Genomic DNA, 18,100 nt, shown 5'->3' with positions numbered 1-18,100 from the left:
TATGGGATTCAAGTGTGGTATTGTCGGCTTGCCCAATGTTGGAAAATCAACGTTGTTCAATGCACTGACCCAAACTGCTCAGGCAGCCGCTGAAAACTACCCTTTTTGTACGATTGAGCCGAACACCGGACAGGTTCCTGTCCCGGACAGCCGCATGCAGGTTCTGGCTGATATTGCGCACTCTAAAGAATTAATCCCGACACAACTGGAATTCGTTGATATCGCAGGGCTTGTCCGCGGTGCCGCAAGCGGCGAAGGCCTCGGCAACAAATTTCTGGCTCATATTCGTGAAGTCGATGCCATTATCCAAGTTATCCGCTGTTTTGAAGATGATGACATTACACATGTCGATGGCAAAGTTGATCCCCTTTCAGACGCTGAAACCATCGAGACCGAGCTTATGCTGGCCGATCTGGAAAGCCTTGAAAAACGCACAGAAAATCTGGTTAAAAAAATCCGGGGCGGCGATAAGGAAGCCATTCAACAGTCTGAACTGATCGATCGGGCCTTAGCGGTTCTAAAAGATGGTAAGCCTGCCCGTATGGTTGAACTGGCCCCTGAAGAAGTTCGCCCGTTCAAGATGCTCCAGCTTTTGACAGCGAAACCAATTTTATACGTTTGTAACGTGGATGAAGACAGCGCGGCAACCGGCAACGAGCTATCCAAGCGGGTCGAGGAAAAGGCCGCGGCCGAAGGCGCTGGTGCGGTCGTCATTTCAGCTGCGATCGAAGCCGAAGTTGCTCAGCTTGATAACGAAGAAAGAGCAGAGTTTCTGGCCGATCTAGGATTGAGCGAGACAGGCCTTGGCCGGATTATCAAAGCGGGCTACGACCTCCTTGATTTGATCACTTATTTTACAGTTGGCCCGAAAGAGTGCCGAGCCTGGACCGTCACTGCGGGGACCAAAGCACCGCAGGCCGCTGGCGTCATTCACACGGATTTTGAAAAAGGCTTCATTCGCGCAGAAACCATCTCCTATGATGCCTACGCAACCCATAAAGGGGAAGCCGGGGCCAAGGAAGCCGGTCAAATGCGTCTTGAAGGCAAGGAATATGTCGTTCAGGACGGAGATGTCCTGCATTTCAGGTTTGCCAACTGATTTTCCGGTTTATAATAGGGCAACTATACCCTTTATAAGCCAGAGACAAGAATGACAAAAACCTACTGGGAAGACTTTCCGGTTGGTCGGGAAGACACTTTCGGCCACCGGATCGTTGATGAAGACGAAATCATCGAATTTGCAACAGAATTCGATCCACAGCTTTTTCACATCGACAAGGACTTGGCGAAAGATCACTTTTTTGGTGGCATTATTGCTTCAGGATGGCACACGGGTGCCATGCTAATGCGACTGATCGTTGACAATCTGCTGCAGGGTTCCACCTCTGTTGGATCCCCGGGGATTGAACAGCTTCGCTGGAAAGCACCGGTTCGTCCCGACGACATTCTTTCCGCCCATAGTGTTGTTTTGGAGGCAACGGTTCACAAAAAGAAGCCTGATCGGGGGTTTACAAAATTCCAGTACACCGTGTTCAACCAGCACAATGAAGTCAAAATGACGATGGTCTCGACAATTATTTTCCTCCGTCGTCCTGAAACGGTAGTGCCATCATGACCACTGGATATTTTGAAGATGTAGTGGTCGGCACCGTTCTGGAGTTTGGCAGCAAAACAGTCAGCAAAGAGGAAATCATCCACTTTGCAACAAAGTATGACCCTCAGCCCTTTCATATAGACGAGGAAGCCGCGCAAGCCAGTCCCTATGGAGGCATCATCGCATCCGGGTGGCACACGGCGGGAATGGCGATGCGCATGATGGTCGATAATATGATCAATGACCGGGTCGGCTTGGGATCTCCCGGTTGGGACAACTTGAAATGGCATCTCCCGGTACGCCCGGATGACACCCTTCGTGTCAGAACAGAAGTGATCCGCAAGAAACGATCTGCTTCGAAACCGATGATCGGCACCATCTTTGGGTCAATGAAAGTCCTTAATCAACATGACCAGATTGTCATGAGTGTTGAAACCATTGGAATGGTCAAAGCACGTACGATCGGTGAAGCAGAGCAAAACAGGTAGGGCTGTCAACAACTTACACGACTACCAATAGACACCCCCCCTTTTTATGATATGATATCCGGGTATAACCGCTACACGTGCTGGGCGTGAAGCGTACACAGGGGGCACCTCAATGGATATGGTATCAGGTTTTGCGTTATTGGTGATTTTCGTCGTTATTCTGGCGCTTGTGATCGTATTCATGGGCGTGACAGTTGTGCCGCAAGGGTATCAATATACGATCGAACGTTTTGGTCGGTATACCCGTAGCTTGACGCCTGGCTTAAGTTTGATCCTGCCTTTTGTTGACCGGGTGGGTGTTAAAATCAACATGATGGAACAGGTCCTCGATATTCCAACGCAAGAAGTAATTTCCCGAGACAACGCAATGGTTCAGGTCGACGGTGTCCTGTTTTATCAGGTCTTGGACGCTGCGAAATCTGCGTATGAAGTTCGGGACTTGCAGCGCGCCATTCAGAATTTAACACAGACCAACCTCAGAACCGTTTTGGGCTCAATGGATCTTGATGAAGCCCTCAGCCAGCGGGATAGCATCAACACGCGACTGTTGAACGTAATCGATCAGGCGTCGACCCCATGGGGCATCAAAGTGACCCGTGTCGAAATCAAAGACATCACGCCCCCGGGCGATCTTGTGCAGGCAATGGGCCGCCAAATGAAAGCTGAACGCGAAAAAAGAGCCGTCGTATTAGAAGCGGAAGGTGTCCGTCAGGCCGAGATTCTGAAAGCGGAAGGCGAGAAAAAATCAGCTATTCTGGAAGCGGAAGGTCGGCGTGAAGCGGCCTTCAAAGATGCGGAGGCTCGGGAAAGACTGGCAGAAGCGGAAGCAAAAGCAACCCGCGACGTGTCTGTTGCAATTGCCGAAGGCGATATTCAGTCCATCAATTACTTTGTCGCGCAGAAATATGTTGAAGCGATGAAAGAAATCGGCTCAGCACGAAATTCTAAAGTCGTCCTCATGCCAATGGAAGCCAATGCACTGGTTGGTACATTGGGGGGCATCGGAACGATTGCCAAAGAAATATTTGGCAATGGCAATGGAAACAGTAAGAACGTGTCGACAGGCAGCGTTCCAAAGAGCGAATAATGGAATATTTTAACGCCGCAATCCAATGGGTCGCCGATCTGGAATATTGGGCCTGGTGGACTTTTGCCATCTTCCTGGTGATAATCGAGATATTCGCCCCTTCCTTTGTCTTCCTCTGGTTGGGCTTATCCGCAGCCGTGGTCGGACTTCTGGTCCTTTTGCTTCCCTCACTTAGCTGGGAGTATCAATGGGCGGCCTTTGCAGTCTTCTCGGTGATCAGTATCGTCGTCACTCGCCTCTTCCTGTCAAAAAACCCCGGCGTAGAAGACAATCTGAAACTGAATCAGCGTGGCGCCCAGTATGTTGGGCGGAGTTTCACATTGACCGAAGCAATCGTAAATGGCCGCGGCAAGATCCATGTAGATGACAGCCAATGGGCCATTTCAGGCCCCGATATGAGTGAAGGGTCAACGGTCACTGTAACCGGTACAGATGGCATTCTATTGATTGTCGAAGCGAAGGAATAAACAATGTCTGAGATGGTCTCCTTAACAGCAGATGATAACCATCAATTCCAGGGATATCTGGCATCCCCAACAGGATCGTCGAAGGGTGGGCTGGTTGTTGTACAGGAGATTTTTGGGGTCAACAGCCATATCCAATCTGTTTGTGACAGGTTTGCCCGGCAGGGCTTTACAGTTCTGGCGCCGGCTCTTTTTGACAGGGTCTCTCCAAATACCGAATTGGGGTATTCCCCAGAAGATATTCAGTCTGGATTGGCCATTCGCTCAAAGGTCAACACAGAGGATGCGCTCCGCGATATTCAGGCTGCCGTTACCTATTTGGCCGACGAAAGCACAGTCTCGGTGATTGGATATTGCTGGGGTGGGACGTTGAGCTATCTCTCAGCCTGTCGGCTCTCCGGCATTTCCAAAGCCGTTGGATATTATGGCGGTGGTATCAATGAACATATACAGGAACAACCCCAGATCCCGACACAGCTGCATTTCGGGGATCAGGACGGGTCTATTCCCATGAAACATGTGGATGCCATTATGAACGCCCACCCAGAGCTTGATATTCATGTGTATCAAGCGGGGCATGGCTTTAACTGTGATTTACGGAAAGATTATAACGCGCCGGCAGCAAAGCTGGCCCTCGAACGCAGCCTTGCTTTCATCACCGGCACTTGATTTTAGCTTGCTTTACCCCGTTTAAGACGCGACAAACTCCAAAACAACGCCATGTGTTTCTTTTGGCGACAGGCGCAATGCACCGTTGGCGATTTTCTGAACTGTCAAATCTGTCCCGGAAAGATATTCCTCAGTCTGAGAGAAATCTTTCACTGCGAGCGTCATGGCGATCAAATATGGAAATTCCGGGAAATCTCCGTCAATGACAAGGCCTGGAAACAGCAAATCGAGATCGCTGTCTGATACGAAAATCATCGTCATGCGCCCGACCCGAACACTCAGGGTAGAATCCGTCAGCGTCACGTTCAAGACACCACAAAGTCTATTATAGTAGTCCTGTAGACTTTTAGGGTCCTCAACAACGATCACAACAGACTTGATATGATCTGTCGCATTTGCATGCGTCTCCCATTCCGGGCGGCGGATCAGCTCAGGCGTCAAATGATGGCAGATAAACAAGTTGCGCTCGGACAGCCCTTCAGGACGAAGGCGCAGAAGTTTGAACTCCGGAATGACATCCCCCTCCGGCAGTTCGAGTTTCCGTTTTAAATCCAGTAATTCGCTTGGGGCCAAGCCTGTTTCTTGCAACGAAGATCTCGTTTTTTCTGGATCACTGCTGGCGAATGCCATACCCAGAAGCCCCTCCCCGCGTTCCTCAAGAAGCTTGTCCAGACCATTGGATTCCCGTGTATCATCCACAATGCCCAGAAGCTCGATATAGTCTTCGCCAAACATGATGCAGTAATTTGCAGTACCCCAACCGATATGGGATCCACGCGGCGTTATTGTAAAGCCGATTTTTTCATATGTTTTTTTGGCTTCTTCCAAATCAGACACTCCAATGAGCGTATGATCGAGACCCGTCAAATAATGAGCCATATCCCCCCCTTTACCCGTTAATCGCCTTCAAACTCGCACAGCGTTTGCACATTCACACCCATCTTTTCGATCCGTGCCCGTCCGCCAAGGTCCGGAAGATCAATGATGAAGGCCGCCCCAACAATTGTGCCTTTTGCCCGACGGATAAGTTTAATTGCTGCCTCTGCTGTTCCGCCCGTCGCAATCAAATCGTCCACGATCAGAATATTTTCCCCTTCCTCAATGGCATCTTCATGTATTTCCACAGTGTCTGTGCCATATTCCAGTTCATACTCCTCAGCGATGGTAGCAGCTGGCAATTTTCCTTTTTTACGGACCGGAACAAATCCCACACTCAGCTGATGAGCAATAGCCCCGCCTAGAACAAATCCGCGTGCCTCAATACCCGCGACTTTATCAATACGAACCCCGGTATAAGGCCAGACCAACTGATCTATTGCAGTCCGCAGGCCAGTGGCGTCCTGCCACAAGGTAGTAATATCCCGGAACATGACCCCTTCTTTTGGATAATGAGGGATTGTTCTGATGTATTTTTTAATATCCAATTTACGCGTTCCTATTTTTAAAGAAGCCGACCAGCGACGGCATCAAGTTTGTCAATCATAGCAGCATCACGGGCTTCAGGCGGGGTAATCAGCGCATATTCAAGCGCTGTATGGCAGCCTGCATGGCAAATGGCAGTGCGCGTGCCCAGTGGGGCAGCAACCTCTGACACCAGCGACCGAGCATTGTCAGCATTTTCTCCCAGCACCCTGATTACTGCTGATACGTCCACATCGTCGTGATCCGGATGCCAACAGTCAAAATCGGTTACCATGGCAACCGTCGCGTAGCAGATCTCCGCTTCGCGGGCCAGTTTTGCCTCTGGCATATTCGTCATACCGATCACCTGGCATCCCCAGCTTCGATACAGGTTTGACTCGGCCCGGGTCGAGAATTGCGGCCCCTCCATCGCAAGATAGGTCCCGCCGCGTACCAACTTGACGCCCGTGTTGTTTGCCGCCACTTCCAACTGATCTGCCAGCCGCGGACAAACCGGGTCCGCCATGCTGACATGCGCCACGAGACCGGTTCCGAAAAAGCTTTTCTCTCGGGCAAATGTCCGATCGATGAACTGATCAACCAGAACAAACGTTCCGGGTGCCAGATCTCCGTCCAAGGAACCACACGCACTTACTGATATAATCTCGGTGACTCCGGCTCGCTTCATCGCATCAATATTGGCCCGATAGTTGATTTCTGATGGCGAAATCTTGTGACCACGACCATGACGCGGAAGGAAAACCATATCCACATTTCCAAGCCGACCAAACAACAATTGATCAGATGGCGCACCGAACGAGGACGTTACCGTTTCCCAACGCTTGTCTTCCAGCGCATCCAGCTCATAAACACCACTTCCGCCAATAACGCCGATGACAGGCCTTTTTTCCGACATACCTTATTCTCCTTTAGATCAATCCTATCCTCTAAAGCCAAACAGGTCAGCATCAAAGAAACGAGAAAACACAAAAAAAGGGCGCCTTACTCAGGCGCCCTTCTCAGAATTTTCCTGTCTAACTCAGTGAAGGTCAGACCAGACTTTACGTTTAACTGCATAGAACAAGCCGCTCAGAAGCAGCAGGAACAAAATCACTTTCAGTCCCATATTCTTGCGCTCTTCCAATTTTGGCTCAGCTGCCCATGCAAGGAAAACAGTCACATCTTTTGACATCTGTTCAACGGTGGCAGGCGTACCATCTGAATATTCAACAGCATCTTCAGACATTGGTGACGGCATCGCAATTTGATGATTTGGGAAATAAGCATTGTAATGCATTCCTTCCATCAACTCCATGTCCGCTGGCGCGTCTTCATATCCTGTCAGCAGAGAATACAAATAATTCTCAAAACCAACGCGGGATTTGACGATCAGAGACAGATCTGGTGGATAGGCACCACCATTTGATGCCCGAGCCGCTTTTTCGTTAGCAAAGGGTGATGGAAACTTATCAAAAGGCTTACCGGCCCGCTCGAACATATCCCCGTCATCATTTGGGCCATCTTCATAAGTCGCTTCCGCTGCCAGTGCTTTAATTTCATCTTCATTAAAGCCCAAATCTGCCAGACTGCGAAAAGCCACCTGTTTCAGACTATGACAGCCCGCACAAACTTCGCGATAGACCTGGAGGCCGCGTTGTGCCGCCGCCCGATCATACGTTCCGAACATGCCCGTATGCTGCCAGTTAATGGACTTATACTCGATACTCGCACCCGCCGCTTGCACGCCGGTGAACGCGACTACTGATAGAAGAGCAGCAGCACTCAAAGACTTGATCAACTTAAGCATTGCTTGCCTCCTCAGCAGAAGGTTTCTTGGCCAAAACTGCCTCTGAAATACTTGCCGGCAGTGGTTTGGGTTTCTCGAACCATCCGACAAGCGGTAGCAAGATCAGGATATGAACGAAATAGTAAGCTGTCGCCAAACGACCGATCAGGATGTATGGCTCTTCGGCTGGTTTGCCACCGACATAAGTCAGGACGATACAGTCGAGAACAAAAATCCAGAAAAGCTGTTTGTAGATCGGCCGGAAACGCGCAGAGCGAATACGGCTACGATCAAGCCAAGGCAGAGCAAACAGAACGGCAATCGCACCGAACATCAGCAACACACCGCCAAGCTTGTCAGGAACCGCCCGCAGAATTGCGTAGAAAGGCAGGAAATACCATTCAGGCACAATATGCGCAGGTGTTACCAACGGGTTGGCCGGGATGTAATTGTCCGGATGTCCCAGGTAGTTTGGTGCATAAAACAGGAAGGCTGAGAAGAAAATCAGGAAGATCGCCAGACCGAACAGATCCTTTACTGTGTAGTAAGGATGGAACGGAATACTGTCTTGCTTGTCTTTGATCTCGATACCTGTTGGGTTGTTTGAACCATTATGGTGCAATGCCCAGATATGCAGAATAACAATACCAACGATCACAAATGGAAGCAGGTAATGCAGGCTGAAGAAGCGGTTCAAGGTTGGGTTATCAACTGAGAAACCACCCCAGAGCCAGGTTACAATGGTTTCACCAACCACTGGAATAGCACCGAACAGGTTCGTAATAACGGTTGCACCCCAGAAGCTCATCTGTCCCCAAGGAAGCACGTAACCCATAAAGGCTGTTGCCATCATCAAGAGGAAGATAACCAGGCCAAGCCACCAAAGCAGCTCACGCGGGGCCTTATACGATCCGTAATACAGTCCACGGAAAATATGCAAATACACAACAATGAAGAACATGGAAGCGCCATTGGCATGCATATACCGGAGCAACCAACCATAATTCACATCCCGCATGATATGTTCCACGCTATCAAAAGCGAGGTCAACATGGGCTGTATAGTGCATGGAAAGAACAACACCAGTGACAATCTGGACAACCAGCATGAAGCCGGCAAGTGATCCAAATGTCCACCAATAGCTTAAGTTCTTAGGTGTTGGATATTCATACAGAGCGTGATGCATCATGCCGGTGATCGGCAGACGATCCTCTACCCATCTAACGACAGGGTTTTTTGGTTCAAATGACATATCGTACCCCCTCTAGCCGATCTTCACGGTGTTATCGTCAAGGAATTCGTATGGCGGCACTGCCAGGTTAGTAGGTGCAGGACCTTTCCGAATTCGGCCGGATGTATCGTAATGAGAGCCATGGCATGGACAGAACCAGCCTTCGAAATCGCCTGATTCTTTCAGCGGTACACACCCAAGATGTGTACACACGCCGATCATAATCAGCCATTCGGGCTTCAAAATACGGTCAGAATCAGCTTGTGGATCTGGTAGGGACGCCACATCAACGCTTTCAGCAGCTGAAATTTCATCTGCAGTACGATGACGAATGAACACGGGCTTACCTTGCCATACGGCGGTAATCTCGGCTCCTTCTTCAATAGCACCTATGTCCACTTCCGTGGTGGAAAGGGCCAAAACATCTGCGGATGGGTTCATCTGATCCACGAATGGCCAGATTGCCAATGCTGTCCCCACGGCACCAACGCCACCAGCAGCAATATATAGAAAGTCGCGACGCTTTACGCCGTCTTCTTCTACAGGGGTGGTAGTAGTCATTAAACTTCCCCGGGTTTCCAAAATAAATCTCTAGCGAACGCTTTTTGTCACCATAATTGCCCAATGTCCAGCCCCAACGCAAAGAATGTGGCAATAAGTAGCAGAATTGCTTTGTAATTGTGGCACGAAAGCCATTAAAACACGGTTATGGAGCTCGCACTATACCAACCGGACATTGCACCAAATGTAGGCACACTCATGAGAATGGGAGCCTGCCTTGGGCTGAAAGTCAATATTATTGAACCATGTGGTTTCCCATTTGGCGCTAAAGACATGAGGCGCGCCGCCATGGATTATGCGCAGTTTTCGGATGTGGAACGACATTCTTCTTTTGAAAGATTCTGTGAAAACCGTCCCGATAGCCGCCTTGTTTTGCTAACGACCAAGTCTGCCGAACCCTATACAGACTTCACTTTTCATCCTACCGACATCCTTTTATTGGGACAGGAAAGTAAAGGCGTTCCTGATGAAGTCCACAATCGGGTACAGGCGCGGATCACGATCCCCATGCAACAGGGCATGCGATCTGTCAATGTGGCGATTGCCGCCGCCATGGTAACCAGCGAAGCACTGAGGCAGACCGGCGGTTTTCCAACCAGTGACTGAAAACGAGGCTTTTTTATGACTATCGAGACCCAAAAGCAGACAGCCGAAAACTGGTTTCGCACGTTGAGAGACCAGATTCGGGACAGTTTTGTCGCGCTGGAAAACGAACTGACCGGCAGGAACAGCGACCTGGACCCCGGCACCTTTACAGTGACAAAATGGAATCGCCCTGAAGGCGGCGGCGGAGAAATGTCTGTTATGAAAGGCAGGGTTTTCGAAAAAGTTGGCGTCAATATTTCTACGGTCCATGGACAGTTCTCAGAAGAATTTCGTAAAAATATTCCCGGCACAGAAGGATCCTCTGAATTTTGGGCAAGCGGAATTTCTCTTGTTGCCCATATGAGATCACCTTTGGTACCGGCGGTACATATGAACACCCGCCATATTGTGACAGGCCGGTCCTGGTTTGGCGGCGGTGCAGACCTGACCCCCATGTATCCGGATGATACGGACACGGCGCTGTTTCATGCAGCCTTTAAAGAAGCATGCGATAAACATGACCCGGACTATTACCCGCGCTTCAAAAAATGGTGCGATGAATATTTCTTTCTGCCCCACCGCAATGAACCGCGAGGCGTCGGGGGTATTTTTTATGACAAACTGGAAGGCGACTGGGACGACAACTTCTCTTTTACCCAAGATGTTGGCCGTGCTTTTCGTGATATATACCCGCAGATTGTCAAAAAACACATGAACAAAGACTGGACGCCGGAACAGCGCGAACATCAATTGATAAAGCGAGGCCGGTATGTTGAATTTAACCTGCTCCATGACCGGGGAACGACATTTGGATTGAAAACGGGCGGAAACACGGAAGCCATTCTGATGTCAATGCCGCCTGAGGTGAAGTGGCCTTGAAACCAGTCTGGCCCCTTCTGAAAAATGGAAAAACGAGACCCTGTGACCAATCGCACATGGCAAATACTTGGAAAATCGGACAACTCGCCCTACGTTCCTATTGACGCATTTAAATGACGTCACGGGATCAAAAGAAAACCTTGGTTTTTGTCATCTCTCCCTCCTTCAGGTGCCTAACGACGCCATCTGAAGTCTGATTGCAAAGCCAACGAACGCTAGAGACCCTGTAGCGAGGTCGGTGCAAAAGGCAGAATTGCATCGATTGTTAAAACTTCCCTCGAAAAAGACCCCGACTTAGCCATCGGGGTCTTTTTACATTTTACAAAAATATAACGAAGCCGGATGTTTTTTTCGCAGTTTTCAGCGAATCCTGTAAACACAAATCAACGAAATGAAACCCTGTGTGACAACGCGCACATTAGAATAGCTTTAATCTGGAGTGAATTTTTCGTAAGATCTCTTCATCAGCCGCTATGGTGCAGGAGATTATTATGGTTCGTTTCAGATACAGTTTATTGACAGTTTTCGTCGACCTTTACGAAACACTTTCTCACTTTTCTCTGAAAAGCGAGATGGCCATGAGAAACTGCCAAACAGGAAATTGCCCCGGGAAGTAACTCCCTCATTATTTCCCGACGCAAAAAAGGCCTTGTTCTTGAACAAGGCCTTTTGTCATTTTAAGAGATCCCGAATAAATTAAAGCGTCCCGTATAAACGGTCCCCAGCATCCCCCAGTCCAGGCACAATATAGGCGTGATCGTTCAGCATATCGTCCAGTCCTGCTACATAAACTTTAACCTTGGGATGTTTATCGAGCATAACCTGCACGCCTTCCGGAGCGGCAACAAGCGCCATAAAGCTGATCTGTTCAGGCTGAACACCATGATCAAGCAAAACATCCACACCTGCGGCGGCTGAATATCCAGTGGCCAGCATTGGATCAACAAGAATAAAAAGTCGATCTCCAGCAGATGGTAATTTACGTAAATATTCAACGGGGCGCTTTGTTTCAGGATCCCGATACATGCCGATATGTCCAACACGCGCAGAGGGCATCAATTCCATCAAACCATCAGCCATCCCCAATCCTGCGCGTAGAATTGGGACAATCGCCGCTTTTTTCCCTTCGAGAACCGGAGCCTGCATCTCACAGATCGGCGTGTTAATTTCTTCTGTGGTCATGGGTAACTGACGGGTGATTTCATAGCCCATTAACAAAGCGATCTCTTTCAGGAGCTGCCGGAAAGTCTTTGTTGATGTTTCTGTCATCCGCATGTGACTGAGTTTGTGTACAATCAATGGATGGTCGAGAATATGGAGATTTGGAAAACGTGGATCGATGGCCATAGGTTCAATTTACCTGTCAGTTTGAATTTGCAGGAGAATACCGCGTCTTCAATATCGGCGGCAAGATGTCTTTGGCCCGTTTTAAATTTTTCTGGTCTGGACTACCGGGTAAGTTTATCGTTGAAAAAACAACAATAACCAAAAGGAGAAAACATGCAGCTTCTGGATTTGACGGGGACACCGTATGAAAGAGGGCTTCTTCATGGCTCCAAAATGGCCCCAAATATCAAGGCAAATGTTCAAACCTATTTAAATCGCTTCTTGATGGGAGGAGCGCCTCGCGATGTTATTTTTGACGAAGCGAAAGCGTGGACACTTCGTTTTGAGAATCACGACGCCGGATATTTTGAGGAAATGAAAGGGATTGCAGACGGGTCCGGAATTTCACTTGCAGAAATCGGATTACTTAATGCCCGCTACGAGCTGTCATATACGCTCTACACCAACGAAGCGGCTGCCGCGAACGATCAGCCCCTAAGCCACGAACCGGAAGGATGCACCGCTTTTGGTATTCAGCCTGAATATACCAGCTCCGGCGCGACAATTATGGGGCAAAATTGGGATTGGCTGGAAGGGCTACTTGGCAATATGTGCCTTTTACGAGTTCGGTCCGACGATCATCCGGCCTATCTGGTTCTAACGCAAGCCGGTATCGTCAGCGGCATGATCGGATTGAACGAACATGGAATTGGTCTATGTGTAAACGGACTTTCCTCTAAACGCGATGGAACCCACCTGCACCACCGACCCTTTCATATACGGGTGCAGGACATCATGCGATCCACCACCATGAACGCAGCCATGAAGATCATCCTGTCGTCGGACAGGGTCTGCTCAACCAACTGGATGCTCGGTTGTAAAGGCGGGGAAGTTCTGGACATTGAAACCTCTCCCGATGTGGCCCATGCGCTTTACCCAAAGGACGGGTTAATCACTCACGGGAACCACTTCATCAATCAAACCGGGATTGAAACTGAATTTGAACGAATTGCGCCGTGTAGCTTATACCGAACCCCAAGGCTGGAACGCCTGATCCGTCAAAACCAGCAAAAATGGGATATGGAGCATTTAAAGGCAACGCTTAAAGATGGGTTTGGCGCCCCAAAAGCGATTTGCCGATATCCCAACCCCGACGATCCAGAAGAGGCCAGAACAGTCACTGTTGCGTCCGTTGTGATGGATCTGGACAACTTGACTATGGATATTTCAGACGGACCACCGGACGCATCGCCTTACAAACGTTATAGTTTGTCGTAAGGCGGGATGAGCTTTCTATTTTCCAGAAAGCCGCTTCGCCAGCACGGTTCCTAGTGTTTCTGCCAGAACATTGGTGTTGTTTTCCAATGTTTCGATAATGCAGGACCGGTCACAGTCTGGCGACGCTTCCAATATACCGGGGAGAGGCAGATCAAAACGCGCGAGAACATCCTGACTTTCCACATCAATCATCCGGCCCTTTATCTCAATATCCACGCGAGTGCCTTCAGATAATAATATGGTATTGGCAAAAATCCTGACCACAGCGACATACTGATAAAGCCCATCCTCTTTTAATCGTATCTGAGATAATAGATCCGCATCACTTGAAGTCAGAGAGTAATCGCCCCCCTCCTTCGCCTGTATGCCCGCCTTCTCCATATGGGCTGAAATTTTGTTCACGACATTGGCATACAGTTTTGACGCAATCGTGCTTTCATCCAGACCTTTCCCGGTCAAAATAAGAACGGTTCTGTCTTCCGCCATAGCCACAGGGATCCAAAAGGGCACCATCCCGCAACATACCGCAAGCATCAACGCAACAAAAATACTTTTAGGACGGCTCACCTGATCACACCCTTATTGATTTTTCCGGACCGATTTTAGATCACTGATTATTTTCGCGCGCTGCGCTTGCGCCGTCTCGGATCATTATTCTGGGCAACCAGTTTTTCGGCCAGTCTGCCTGCAAGAATTTCAGAGTAGCCTTCCATGCCATGTTTACTCAGCATTTTGGAGTTCCCGAATCCTTTTTCCCCTGAAAGATGCGCAGCCACTTCCGCATTTACATCGATCGTCTTTTTTTCTGAACCTGACATCATTTACCTGCATTATTTGAGCCTAAAGAACCGTTATACCTATGATTTGACAAATAAACACATTTTTTGCACCTGTTTTCCTGTCAAATCCCTAGGCCCATCCATTTTTGAGCCCTATACTTTATACGAGTTATGAAGCCTTGACCAACTGGTCAAGTTTTGTATTAGATAGTACTGGGATGTAATCCAAGACTTGAGGATAGACCTCGAACAGGGAGACTATAAACACATGATGAAAAAATGGAAATTGGCGGCGCTAGCGGCGGCTGCAGTTGCTGTCACAGGCGTTGCAAAAGCGGACGACTTCAAGCCTGCGATCGTCTTCGATATGGGCGGAAAGTTTGATAAATCTTTCAACGAATCTGCTTATAACGGTGCTGAAGAATTCAAAAAAAGCACTGGCATTGACTATATGGAGTTTGAAGTAACTCAAGTCTCACAACGGGAACAGGCTGTTAAGCGGATGGCCAAAAAAGGCGCGTCCGTTGTTGTTGCAATGGGTTTTGCACAGGCTGCCGCTGTTGAAAAAGCTGCAAAAGCCTATCCTGACACAAAATTCACGATCGTGGATATGGTCGTTGATCTGCCAAACGTCCAATCAATTGTCTTTAAAGAACATGAAGGCTCGTTTCTGGTCGGTATGGCTGCTGCAATGACAAGCAAGACCGGCAAAGTCGGCTTTGTTGGCGGTATGGATATCCCGTTGATCCGTAAATTTGCACTTGGTTATGCTGAGGGTGCTAAATATGCCAATCCAGATGCCGAAGTCTTTCAGAACATGACAGGCACAACACCAGCGGCATGGAACGATCCGACGAAAGGCGGCGAACTTGCAAAAAGCCAGTTTGATCGTGGCGCTGACGTGGTTTATGCAGCAGCTGGCGGTACAGGCATCGGTGTTTATCAGGCTGCCAAAGATGCTGGTAAATTTGCAATCGGCGTTGATAGCAACCAGAACTACCTGCATCCAGGAACCATGCTGACCTCCATGACCAAACGGGTCGATGTTGCTGTTCGCGAAGCATTTGAAACAGCAAAAGCCGGCACTTGGAAGCCAGGGATCAAGGTTCTGGGCCTCAAAGAAGGTGGCGTTGGCTATGCGGTTGACGAGCATAACAAGTCTGTCCTGAGTGAAGACGTTATTGCCAAGCTTGAACAGGCGCGCGCTGACATCATTGCGGGTAAAATTCAGGTTAAAGAATACAAACCAAATTAATTGACAGATTGATCTATCAATATGACAGCAGAAAACACGGCGCTTGAACTGCGCCGCGTCAATAAGTGGTTTGGCTCGGTCCATGCGAATAAGGATATTTCCTTATCCGTGGACCGAGGAACCATTCATGGCATAATCGGGGAAAACGGTGCGGGCAAATCAACGCTCATGAGCATCGTTTATGGGTTTTATCAGGCTGACGAAGGCGAGATTTTTGTTGGTGGCAAAAAGTGCCAGATTGACAACCCTCAGGCCTCGATCGAGGCAGGCATTGGAATGGTTCATCAGCATTTTATGCTGGTGGATACCTTCACTGTTCTCGAAAATATTATATTAGGTGTCGAAGGTGGTGCCCGTCTTTCCGATGGGATGAATAAAGCCCGCAAGGAGCTGCAACGCCTTGAAAAAGAATACACGCTCGAAGTCGATGTCGATGCCTTGGTAGGAGACCTTCCCGTCGGACTGCGTCAACGGGTCGAAATTTTGAAAGCCCTATACCGCGGGGCCGAGATCCTTATTCTCGACGAGCCAACGGGCGTACTGACCCCACAGGAAGCAGATCATCTTTTCCGGATCCTGCATACCCTTCGGGAACAGGGAAAAACAGTTATCCTGATTACGCATAAGCTGCGCGAAATCATGGCAATCACGGACAATGTTTCTGTTATGCGCCGGGGCGAAATGGTTGCCCATGTAGCAACAAACGAAACCGATCAGGCAAAATTGGCAGAATTAATGGTTGGGCGGAGTGTCCTTCTGCAGGTTGAAAAGAAACCGGCCGTTCCGCAAGAGGAACTTATGAAACTTACCGGTGTCACCTATCTGGATGACGACGGGGTTGCCCGACTGAAAGACATTAATCTGACCCTTCGGGCGGGAGAAATTTTGGGCGTTGCCGGTGTTTCTGGCAATGGCCAGTCAGAACTTCTTGAAGTATTGGGCGGTATGCGACGGCCAACCCTTGGCAGCATAAAGTACAAAGATCAGGAGCTCGTCGGCAGCAAAGATTATACTGCCCGTGGCTTGCGCAAAATTGGCCTTGGACATGTCCCGGAAGATCGGCATAAAGCAGGCCTTGTCCTGAATTTCAGCGCCAACGAAAATACGATCCTCGGCTACCACGATCTTGAGATGTTCAACAAAGGAACTCAGCTGGATCACGCCCAAATGGTCGAAACCTGCGAAACATATATCGAGAAATTTGATGTGCGCCCGCCTAACCCTTATTTGAAGGCCAGTGGATTTTCCGGCGGGAATCAGCAAAAACTTGTTCTCGCTCGTGAGATGGAGCAGGACCCCGATGTGCTGTTGGTTGGACAGCCAACCCGCGGGGTCGACATTGGCGCCATCGAGTTCATCCATAAACAATTGATCAAAATGCGCGATGCTGGCAAAGCAATTTTGGTCGTCTCTGTTGAAATTGACGAGGTAATGTCACTCGCGGACAGGATTGCCGTTATGTTTGATGGCAAGATTGTCGGGGAGCTGTCAGCAGAAGAGGCAACAGAGAAAAAACTTGGTCTGATGATGGCTGGGATTTCTGAAAATGAAGCAGACGTGACACCTGTAGGGAAAGAGGCCGTAATCTGATGGCAGACGCAAAAGCCAAATTTGGGGCACCGTCAAAGGTACCAGCCTGGGTAAATCTTGCCCTGATCCCTTTTCTCAACCTTCTGGCCGCCTTTTTTATCTCTGGACTGGTTATTCTGGTGGTCGGGGACAATCCGCTCAAAGCACTTGAAGTGCTATTTTACGGGGCCTTTGGATATCCCGAAGCCGTTGGATATACCCTTTATTATACGACCAATTTTATTTTTACCGGTTTGGCCGTTGCGATCGCGTTTCATTGTGGTCTGTTTAATATCGGTGCGGAAGGTCAAGCCTTCATTGCAGGGCTAGGCGTGGGATTGGCGGCTCTTTACCTTGATTTCCTGCCCTTTTGGGCGATTATACCGATCTCCATTTTTTCAGCCGCGTTGTTTGGCGGCGCTTGGGCATACATCCCAGCCTATCTTCAGGCCAAACGTGGCAGCCATATCGTAATCACCACGATCATGTTTAACTTCATCGCCTTTTCGGTCATGAACTATATTCTGGTGGAAGTACTTATTTCCCCTGACGCAGGTGGGTCACCGGAAACCCGTGAATTTGGCGAAAACACCTGGCTGGCTTATGCCCCCGATTTTACAGGCATGTCCGAGTCTCCGCTGAATTTCAGCTTCCTGATTGCCTTGGGGTTAAGTGCCGCTTTTTACTATTTTGTCTGGCACACCCGTTGGGGATATGAAATCCGCGTTGTTGGCGAAAACGAAACGGCCGCCCGTTATTCTGGCATTTCGGTTTCACGGAACATCATTTTGGCAATGGTTATTTCAGGGGCGCTGGCAGGCTTCGTGGCTGTCAACGAACTGCTGGGGGTTCATCATAAGGTGATCATGGATTTCACAGGCGGTTATGGTTTTGTCGGTATTGCAGTTGCCCTTATGGGCCGTAATCACCCTGTTGGTATTTTTATGGCCGCTCTTTTATTTGGGGCTATTTATCAGGGCGGTACTGAGCTTGCATTTGAAATGAACACCATTAACAAAGAAATGGTGATCGTCATTCAAGGACTGATCATTCTTTTCTCTGGCGCCCTCGAAAACATGTTCAGACCGAAAATAGAAGACTTCTTCCGACGGCGGCCATCCGCCCGCACGGCGGAGGTATAAAATGGA

At 49.1% G+C, this 18,100-nt stretch carries 21 protein-coding genes; 12 read left to right on the top strand and 9 right to left on the bottom strand.

The features are described 5' to 3' along the window. Window position 1 precedes the first annotated feature (1 nt). The 6 genes from ychF (at window position 2) to ACJAYR_RS11965 (ending at window position 4,302) form a co-directional block, all read left to right on the top strand. On the top strand, window positions 2–1,099 hold the full coding sequence (gene ychF, locus ACJAYR_RS11990; RefSeq protein ID WP_415236814.1) for a redox-regulated ATPase YchF: 1,098 nt from the start codon (window positions 2–4) through the stop codon (window positions 1,097–1,099). Between the two features lie 51 nt (window positions 1,100–1,150). Further along, window positions 1,151–1,615 (top strand): MaoC family dehydratase, encoded by a 465-nt coding sequence (locus ACJAYR_RS11985; RefSeq protein ID WP_415236813.1) that lies wholly within the window; start codon window positions 1,151–1,153, stop codon window positions 1,613–1,615. Beyond that, the gene (locus ACJAYR_RS11980; RefSeq protein WP_415236812.1) at window positions 1,612–2,082 is read left to right on the top strand and encodes a MaoC family dehydratase; all 471 of its coding nucleotides are present in this window, start codon (window positions 1,612–1,614) and stop codon (window positions 2,080–2,082) included. The genes ACJAYR_RS11985 and ACJAYR_RS11980 overlap by 4 nt, the downstream gene beginning before the upstream one ends. Window positions 2,083–2,194: 112 nt before the next feature. Then, entirely contained in the window at window positions 2,195–3,169 is a 975-nt protein-coding gene (locus tag ACJAYR_RS11975) for an SPFH domain-containing protein (RefSeq protein WP_415236811.1), read from the top strand. Further along, window positions 3,169–3,636, top strand: coding sequence for an NfeD family protein (locus ACJAYR_RS11970; RefSeq protein ID WP_415236810.1), 468 nt, complete (start codon window positions 3,169–3,171; stop codon window positions 3,634–3,636). Before ACJAYR_RS11975 ends, ACJAYR_RS11970 begins: the two co-directional genes overlap by 1 nt. Before the next feature lie 3 nt (window positions 3,637–3,639). Next, the gene (locus ACJAYR_RS11965) at window positions 3,640–4,302 is read left to right on the top strand and encodes a dienelactone hydrolase family protein (RefSeq protein ID WP_415236809.1); all 663 of its coding nucleotides are present in this window, start codon (window positions 3,640–3,642) and stop codon (window positions 4,300–4,302) included. Window positions 4,303–4,323: 21 nt separating this feature from the next. On the opposite strand, the gene ACJAYR_RS11960 is transcribed toward ACJAYR_RS11965, so the two are convergent. The 6 genes from ACJAYR_RS11960 to petA form a co-directional block, all read right to left on the bottom strand. After that, a complete protein-coding gene (locus ACJAYR_RS11960) occupies window positions 4,324–5,181 on the bottom strand; it encodes a VOC family protein (protein ID WP_415236808.1) in 858 nt (285 codons plus the stop codon). A gap of 17 nt (window positions 5,182–5,198) precedes the next feature. After that, window positions 5,199–5,726, bottom strand: a complete 528-nt coding sequence (locus ACJAYR_RS11955; RefSeq protein ID WP_415236807.1) for an adenine phosphoribosyltransferase — start codon at window positions 5,724–5,726, stop codon at window positions 5,199–5,201. A 17-nt stretch (window positions 5,727–5,743) separates the two neighbouring features. Then, window positions 5,744–6,619, bottom strand: a complete 876-nt coding sequence (locus ACJAYR_RS11950; RefSeq protein ID WP_415236806.1) for an S-methyl-5'-thioadenosine phosphorylase — start codon at window positions 6,617–6,619, stop codon at window positions 5,744–5,746. A 123-nt stretch (window positions 6,620–6,742) separates the two neighbouring features. Then, a complete protein-coding gene (locus ACJAYR_RS11945) occupies window positions 6,743–7,510 on the bottom strand; it encodes a cytochrome c1 (protein WP_415236805.1) in 768 nt (255 codons plus the stop codon). Then, window positions 7,503–8,741, bottom strand: coding sequence for a cytochrome b (locus ACJAYR_RS11940; RefSeq protein WP_169543073.1), 1,239 nt, complete (start codon window positions 8,739–8,741; stop codon window positions 7,503–7,505). The genes ACJAYR_RS11945 and ACJAYR_RS11940 overlap by 8 nt, the downstream gene beginning before the upstream one ends. Before the next feature lie 12 nt (window positions 8,742–8,753). After that, window positions 8,754–9,281 carry a ubiquinol-cytochrome c reductase iron-sulfur subunit gene (petA, locus tag ACJAYR_RS11935; protein WP_415236804.1) on the bottom strand — a complete coding sequence of 176 codons (528 nt, stop codon included), beginning with the start codon at window positions 9,279–9,281 and terminating at the stop codon, window positions 8,754–8,756. 147 nt (window positions 9,282–9,428) lie between these two features. Between petA and ACJAYR_RS11930 the strand changes: the two genes are divergently transcribed. Continuing rightward, window positions 9,429–9,887 carry a tRNA (cytidine(34)-2'-O)-methyltransferase gene (locus ACJAYR_RS11930; RefSeq protein WP_415236803.1) on the top strand — a complete coding sequence of 153 codons (459 nt, stop codon included), beginning with the start codon at window positions 9,429–9,431 and terminating at the stop codon, window positions 9,885–9,887. A 15-nt stretch (window positions 9,888–9,902) separates the two neighbouring features. After that, on the top strand, window positions 9,903–10,745 hold the full coding sequence (gene hemF, locus ACJAYR_RS11925) for an oxygen-dependent coproporphyrinogen oxidase (RefSeq protein WP_415236802.1): 843 nt from the start codon (window positions 9,903–9,905) through the stop codon (window positions 10,743–10,745). Between the two features lie 696 nt (window positions 10,746–11,441). On the opposite strand, the gene upp is transcribed toward hemF, so the two are convergent. Next, window positions 11,442–12,092 (bottom strand): uracil phosphoribosyltransferase, encoded by a 651-nt coding sequence (gene upp / locus ACJAYR_RS11920; RefSeq protein WP_415236801.1) that lies wholly within the window; start codon window positions 12,090–12,092, stop codon window positions 11,442–11,444. A gap of 153 nt (window positions 12,093–12,245) precedes the next feature. Between upp and ACJAYR_RS11915 the strand changes: the two genes are divergently transcribed. Next, a complete protein-coding gene (locus ACJAYR_RS11915; protein ID WP_415236800.1) occupies window positions 12,246–13,349 on the top strand; it encodes a C45 family autoproteolytic acyltransferase/hydolase in 1,104 nt (367 codons plus the stop codon). Window positions 13,350–13,364: 15 nt separating this feature from the next. On the opposite strand, the gene ACJAYR_RS11910 is transcribed toward ACJAYR_RS11915, so the two are convergent. Both ACJAYR_RS11910 and ACJAYR_RS11905 read right to left on the bottom strand, forming a co-directional pair. Beyond that, window positions 13,365–13,916, bottom strand: coding sequence for a hypothetical protein (locus ACJAYR_RS11910; protein WP_415236799.1), 552 nt, complete (start codon window positions 13,914–13,916; stop codon window positions 13,365–13,367). 47 nt (window positions 13,917–13,963) lie between these two features. Then, a complete protein-coding gene (locus ACJAYR_RS11905) occupies window positions 13,964–14,170 on the bottom strand; it encodes a hypothetical protein (RefSeq protein ID WP_415236798.1) in 207 nt (68 codons plus the stop codon). A gap of 229 nt (window positions 14,171–14,399) precedes the next feature. Here ACJAYR_RS11905 and ACJAYR_RS11900 point away from each other — a divergent pair, with 229 nt between their 5' ends. The 3 genes from ACJAYR_RS11900 to ACJAYR_RS11890 are packed head-to-tail and all read left to right on the top strand — an operon-like array spanning window position 14,400 to window position 18,094. Further along, window positions 14,400–15,383, top strand: coding sequence for a BMP family lipoprotein (locus ACJAYR_RS11900; RefSeq protein ID WP_415236830.1), 984 nt, complete (start codon window positions 14,400–14,402; stop codon window positions 15,381–15,383). 21 nt (window positions 15,384–15,404) lie between these two features. After that, window positions 15,405–16,973: an ABC transporter ATP-binding protein gene (locus ACJAYR_RS11895; RefSeq protein ID WP_415236797.1), complete on the top strand. Its 1,569-nt coding sequence runs from the start codon at window positions 15,405–15,407 to the stop codon at window positions 16,971–16,973. Then, on the top strand, window positions 16,973–18,094 hold the full coding sequence (locus ACJAYR_RS11890) for an ABC transporter permease (RefSeq protein ID WP_415236796.1): 1,122 nt from the start codon (window positions 16,973–16,975) through the stop codon (window positions 18,092–18,094). The genes ACJAYR_RS11895 and ACJAYR_RS11890 overlap by 1 nt, the downstream gene beginning before the upstream one ends. The last annotated feature ends 6 nt before the right edge of the window (window positions 18,095–18,100 follow it).

It is taken from the genome of Sneathiella sp., from assembly GCF_047631475.1.
GTDB lineage: Bacteria > Pseudomonadota > Alphaproteobacteria > Sneathiellales > Sneathiellaceae > Sneathiella.
The sequence above is the reverse complement of the archived record's forward strand: the minus strand, read 5'-3'. Positions and strand labels throughout refer to the sequence as shown.

Coding starts and splice junctions, on each gene's coding strand:
- ACJAYR_RS11890 (WP_415236796.1), top strand. CDS start 16,973: ATGGCAGACGCAAAAGCCAAATTTGGGGCACCGTCAAAGGTACCAGCC.
- ACJAYR_RS11950 (WP_415236806.1), bottom strand. CDS start 6,619: ATGTCGGAAAAAAGGCCTGTCATCGGCGTTATTGGCGGAAGTGGTGTT.
- ACJAYR_RS11930 (WP_415236803.1), top strand. CDS start 9,429: ATGGAGCTCGCACTATACCAACCGGACATTGCACCAAATGTAGGCACA.
- petA (WP_415236804.1), bottom strand. CDS start 9,281: ATGACTACTACCACCCCTGTAGAAGAAGACGGCGTAAAGCGTCGCGAC.
- ACJAYR_RS11905 (WP_415236798.1), bottom strand. CDS start 14,170: ATGATGTCAGGTTCAGAAAAAAAGACGATCGATGTAAATGCGGAAGTG.
- ACJAYR_RS11945 (WP_415236805.1), bottom strand. CDS start 7,510: ATGCTTAAGTTGATCAAGTCTTTGAGTGCTGCTGCTCTTCTATCAGTA.
- ACJAYR_RS11975 (WP_415236811.1), top strand. CDS start 2,195: ATGGATATGGTATCAGGTTTTGCGTTATTGGTGATTTTCGTCGTTATT.
- ACJAYR_RS11900 (WP_415236830.1), top strand. CDS start 14,400: ATGAAAAAATGGAAATTGGCGGCGCTAGCGGCGGCTGCAGTTGCTGTC.
- ACJAYR_RS11960 (WP_415236808.1), bottom strand. CDS start 5,181: ATGGCTCATTATTTGACGGGTCTCGATCATACGCTCATTGGAGTGTCT.
- hemF (WP_415236802.1), top strand. CDS start 9,903: ATGACTATCGAGACCCAAAAGCAGACAGCCGAAAACTGGTTTCGCACG.
- upp (WP_415236801.1), bottom strand. CDS start 12,092: ATGGCCATCGATCCACGTTTTCCAAATCTCCATATTCTCGACCATCCA.
- ACJAYR_RS11965 (WP_415236809.1), top strand. CDS start 3,640: ATGTCTGAGATGGTCTCCTTAACAGCAGATGATAACCATCAATTCCAG.
- ACJAYR_RS11895 (WP_415236797.1), top strand. CDS start 15,405: ATGACAGCAGAAAACACGGCGCTTGAACTGCGCCGCGTCAATAAGTGG.
- ACJAYR_RS11985 (WP_415236813.1), top strand. CDS start 1,151: ATGACAAAAACCTACTGGGAAGACTTTCCGGTTGGTCGGGAAGACACT.
- ACJAYR_RS11970 (WP_415236810.1), top strand. CDS start 3,169: ATGGAATATTTTAACGCCGCAATCCAATGGGTCGCCGATCTGGAATAT.
- ACJAYR_RS11915 (WP_415236800.1), top strand. CDS start 12,246: ATGCAGCTTCTGGATTTGACGGGGACACCGTATGAAAGAGGGCTTCTT.
- ychF (WP_415236814.1), top strand. CDS start 2: ATGGGATTCAAGTGTGGTATTGTCGGCTTGCCCAATGTTGGAAAATCA.
- ACJAYR_RS11980 (WP_415236812.1), top strand. CDS start 1,612: ATGACCACTGGATATTTTGAAGATGTAGTGGTCGGCACCGTTCTGGAG.
- ACJAYR_RS11940 (WP_169543073.1), bottom strand. CDS start 8,741: ATGTCATTTGAACCAAAAAACCCTGTCGTTAGATGGGTAGAGGATCGT.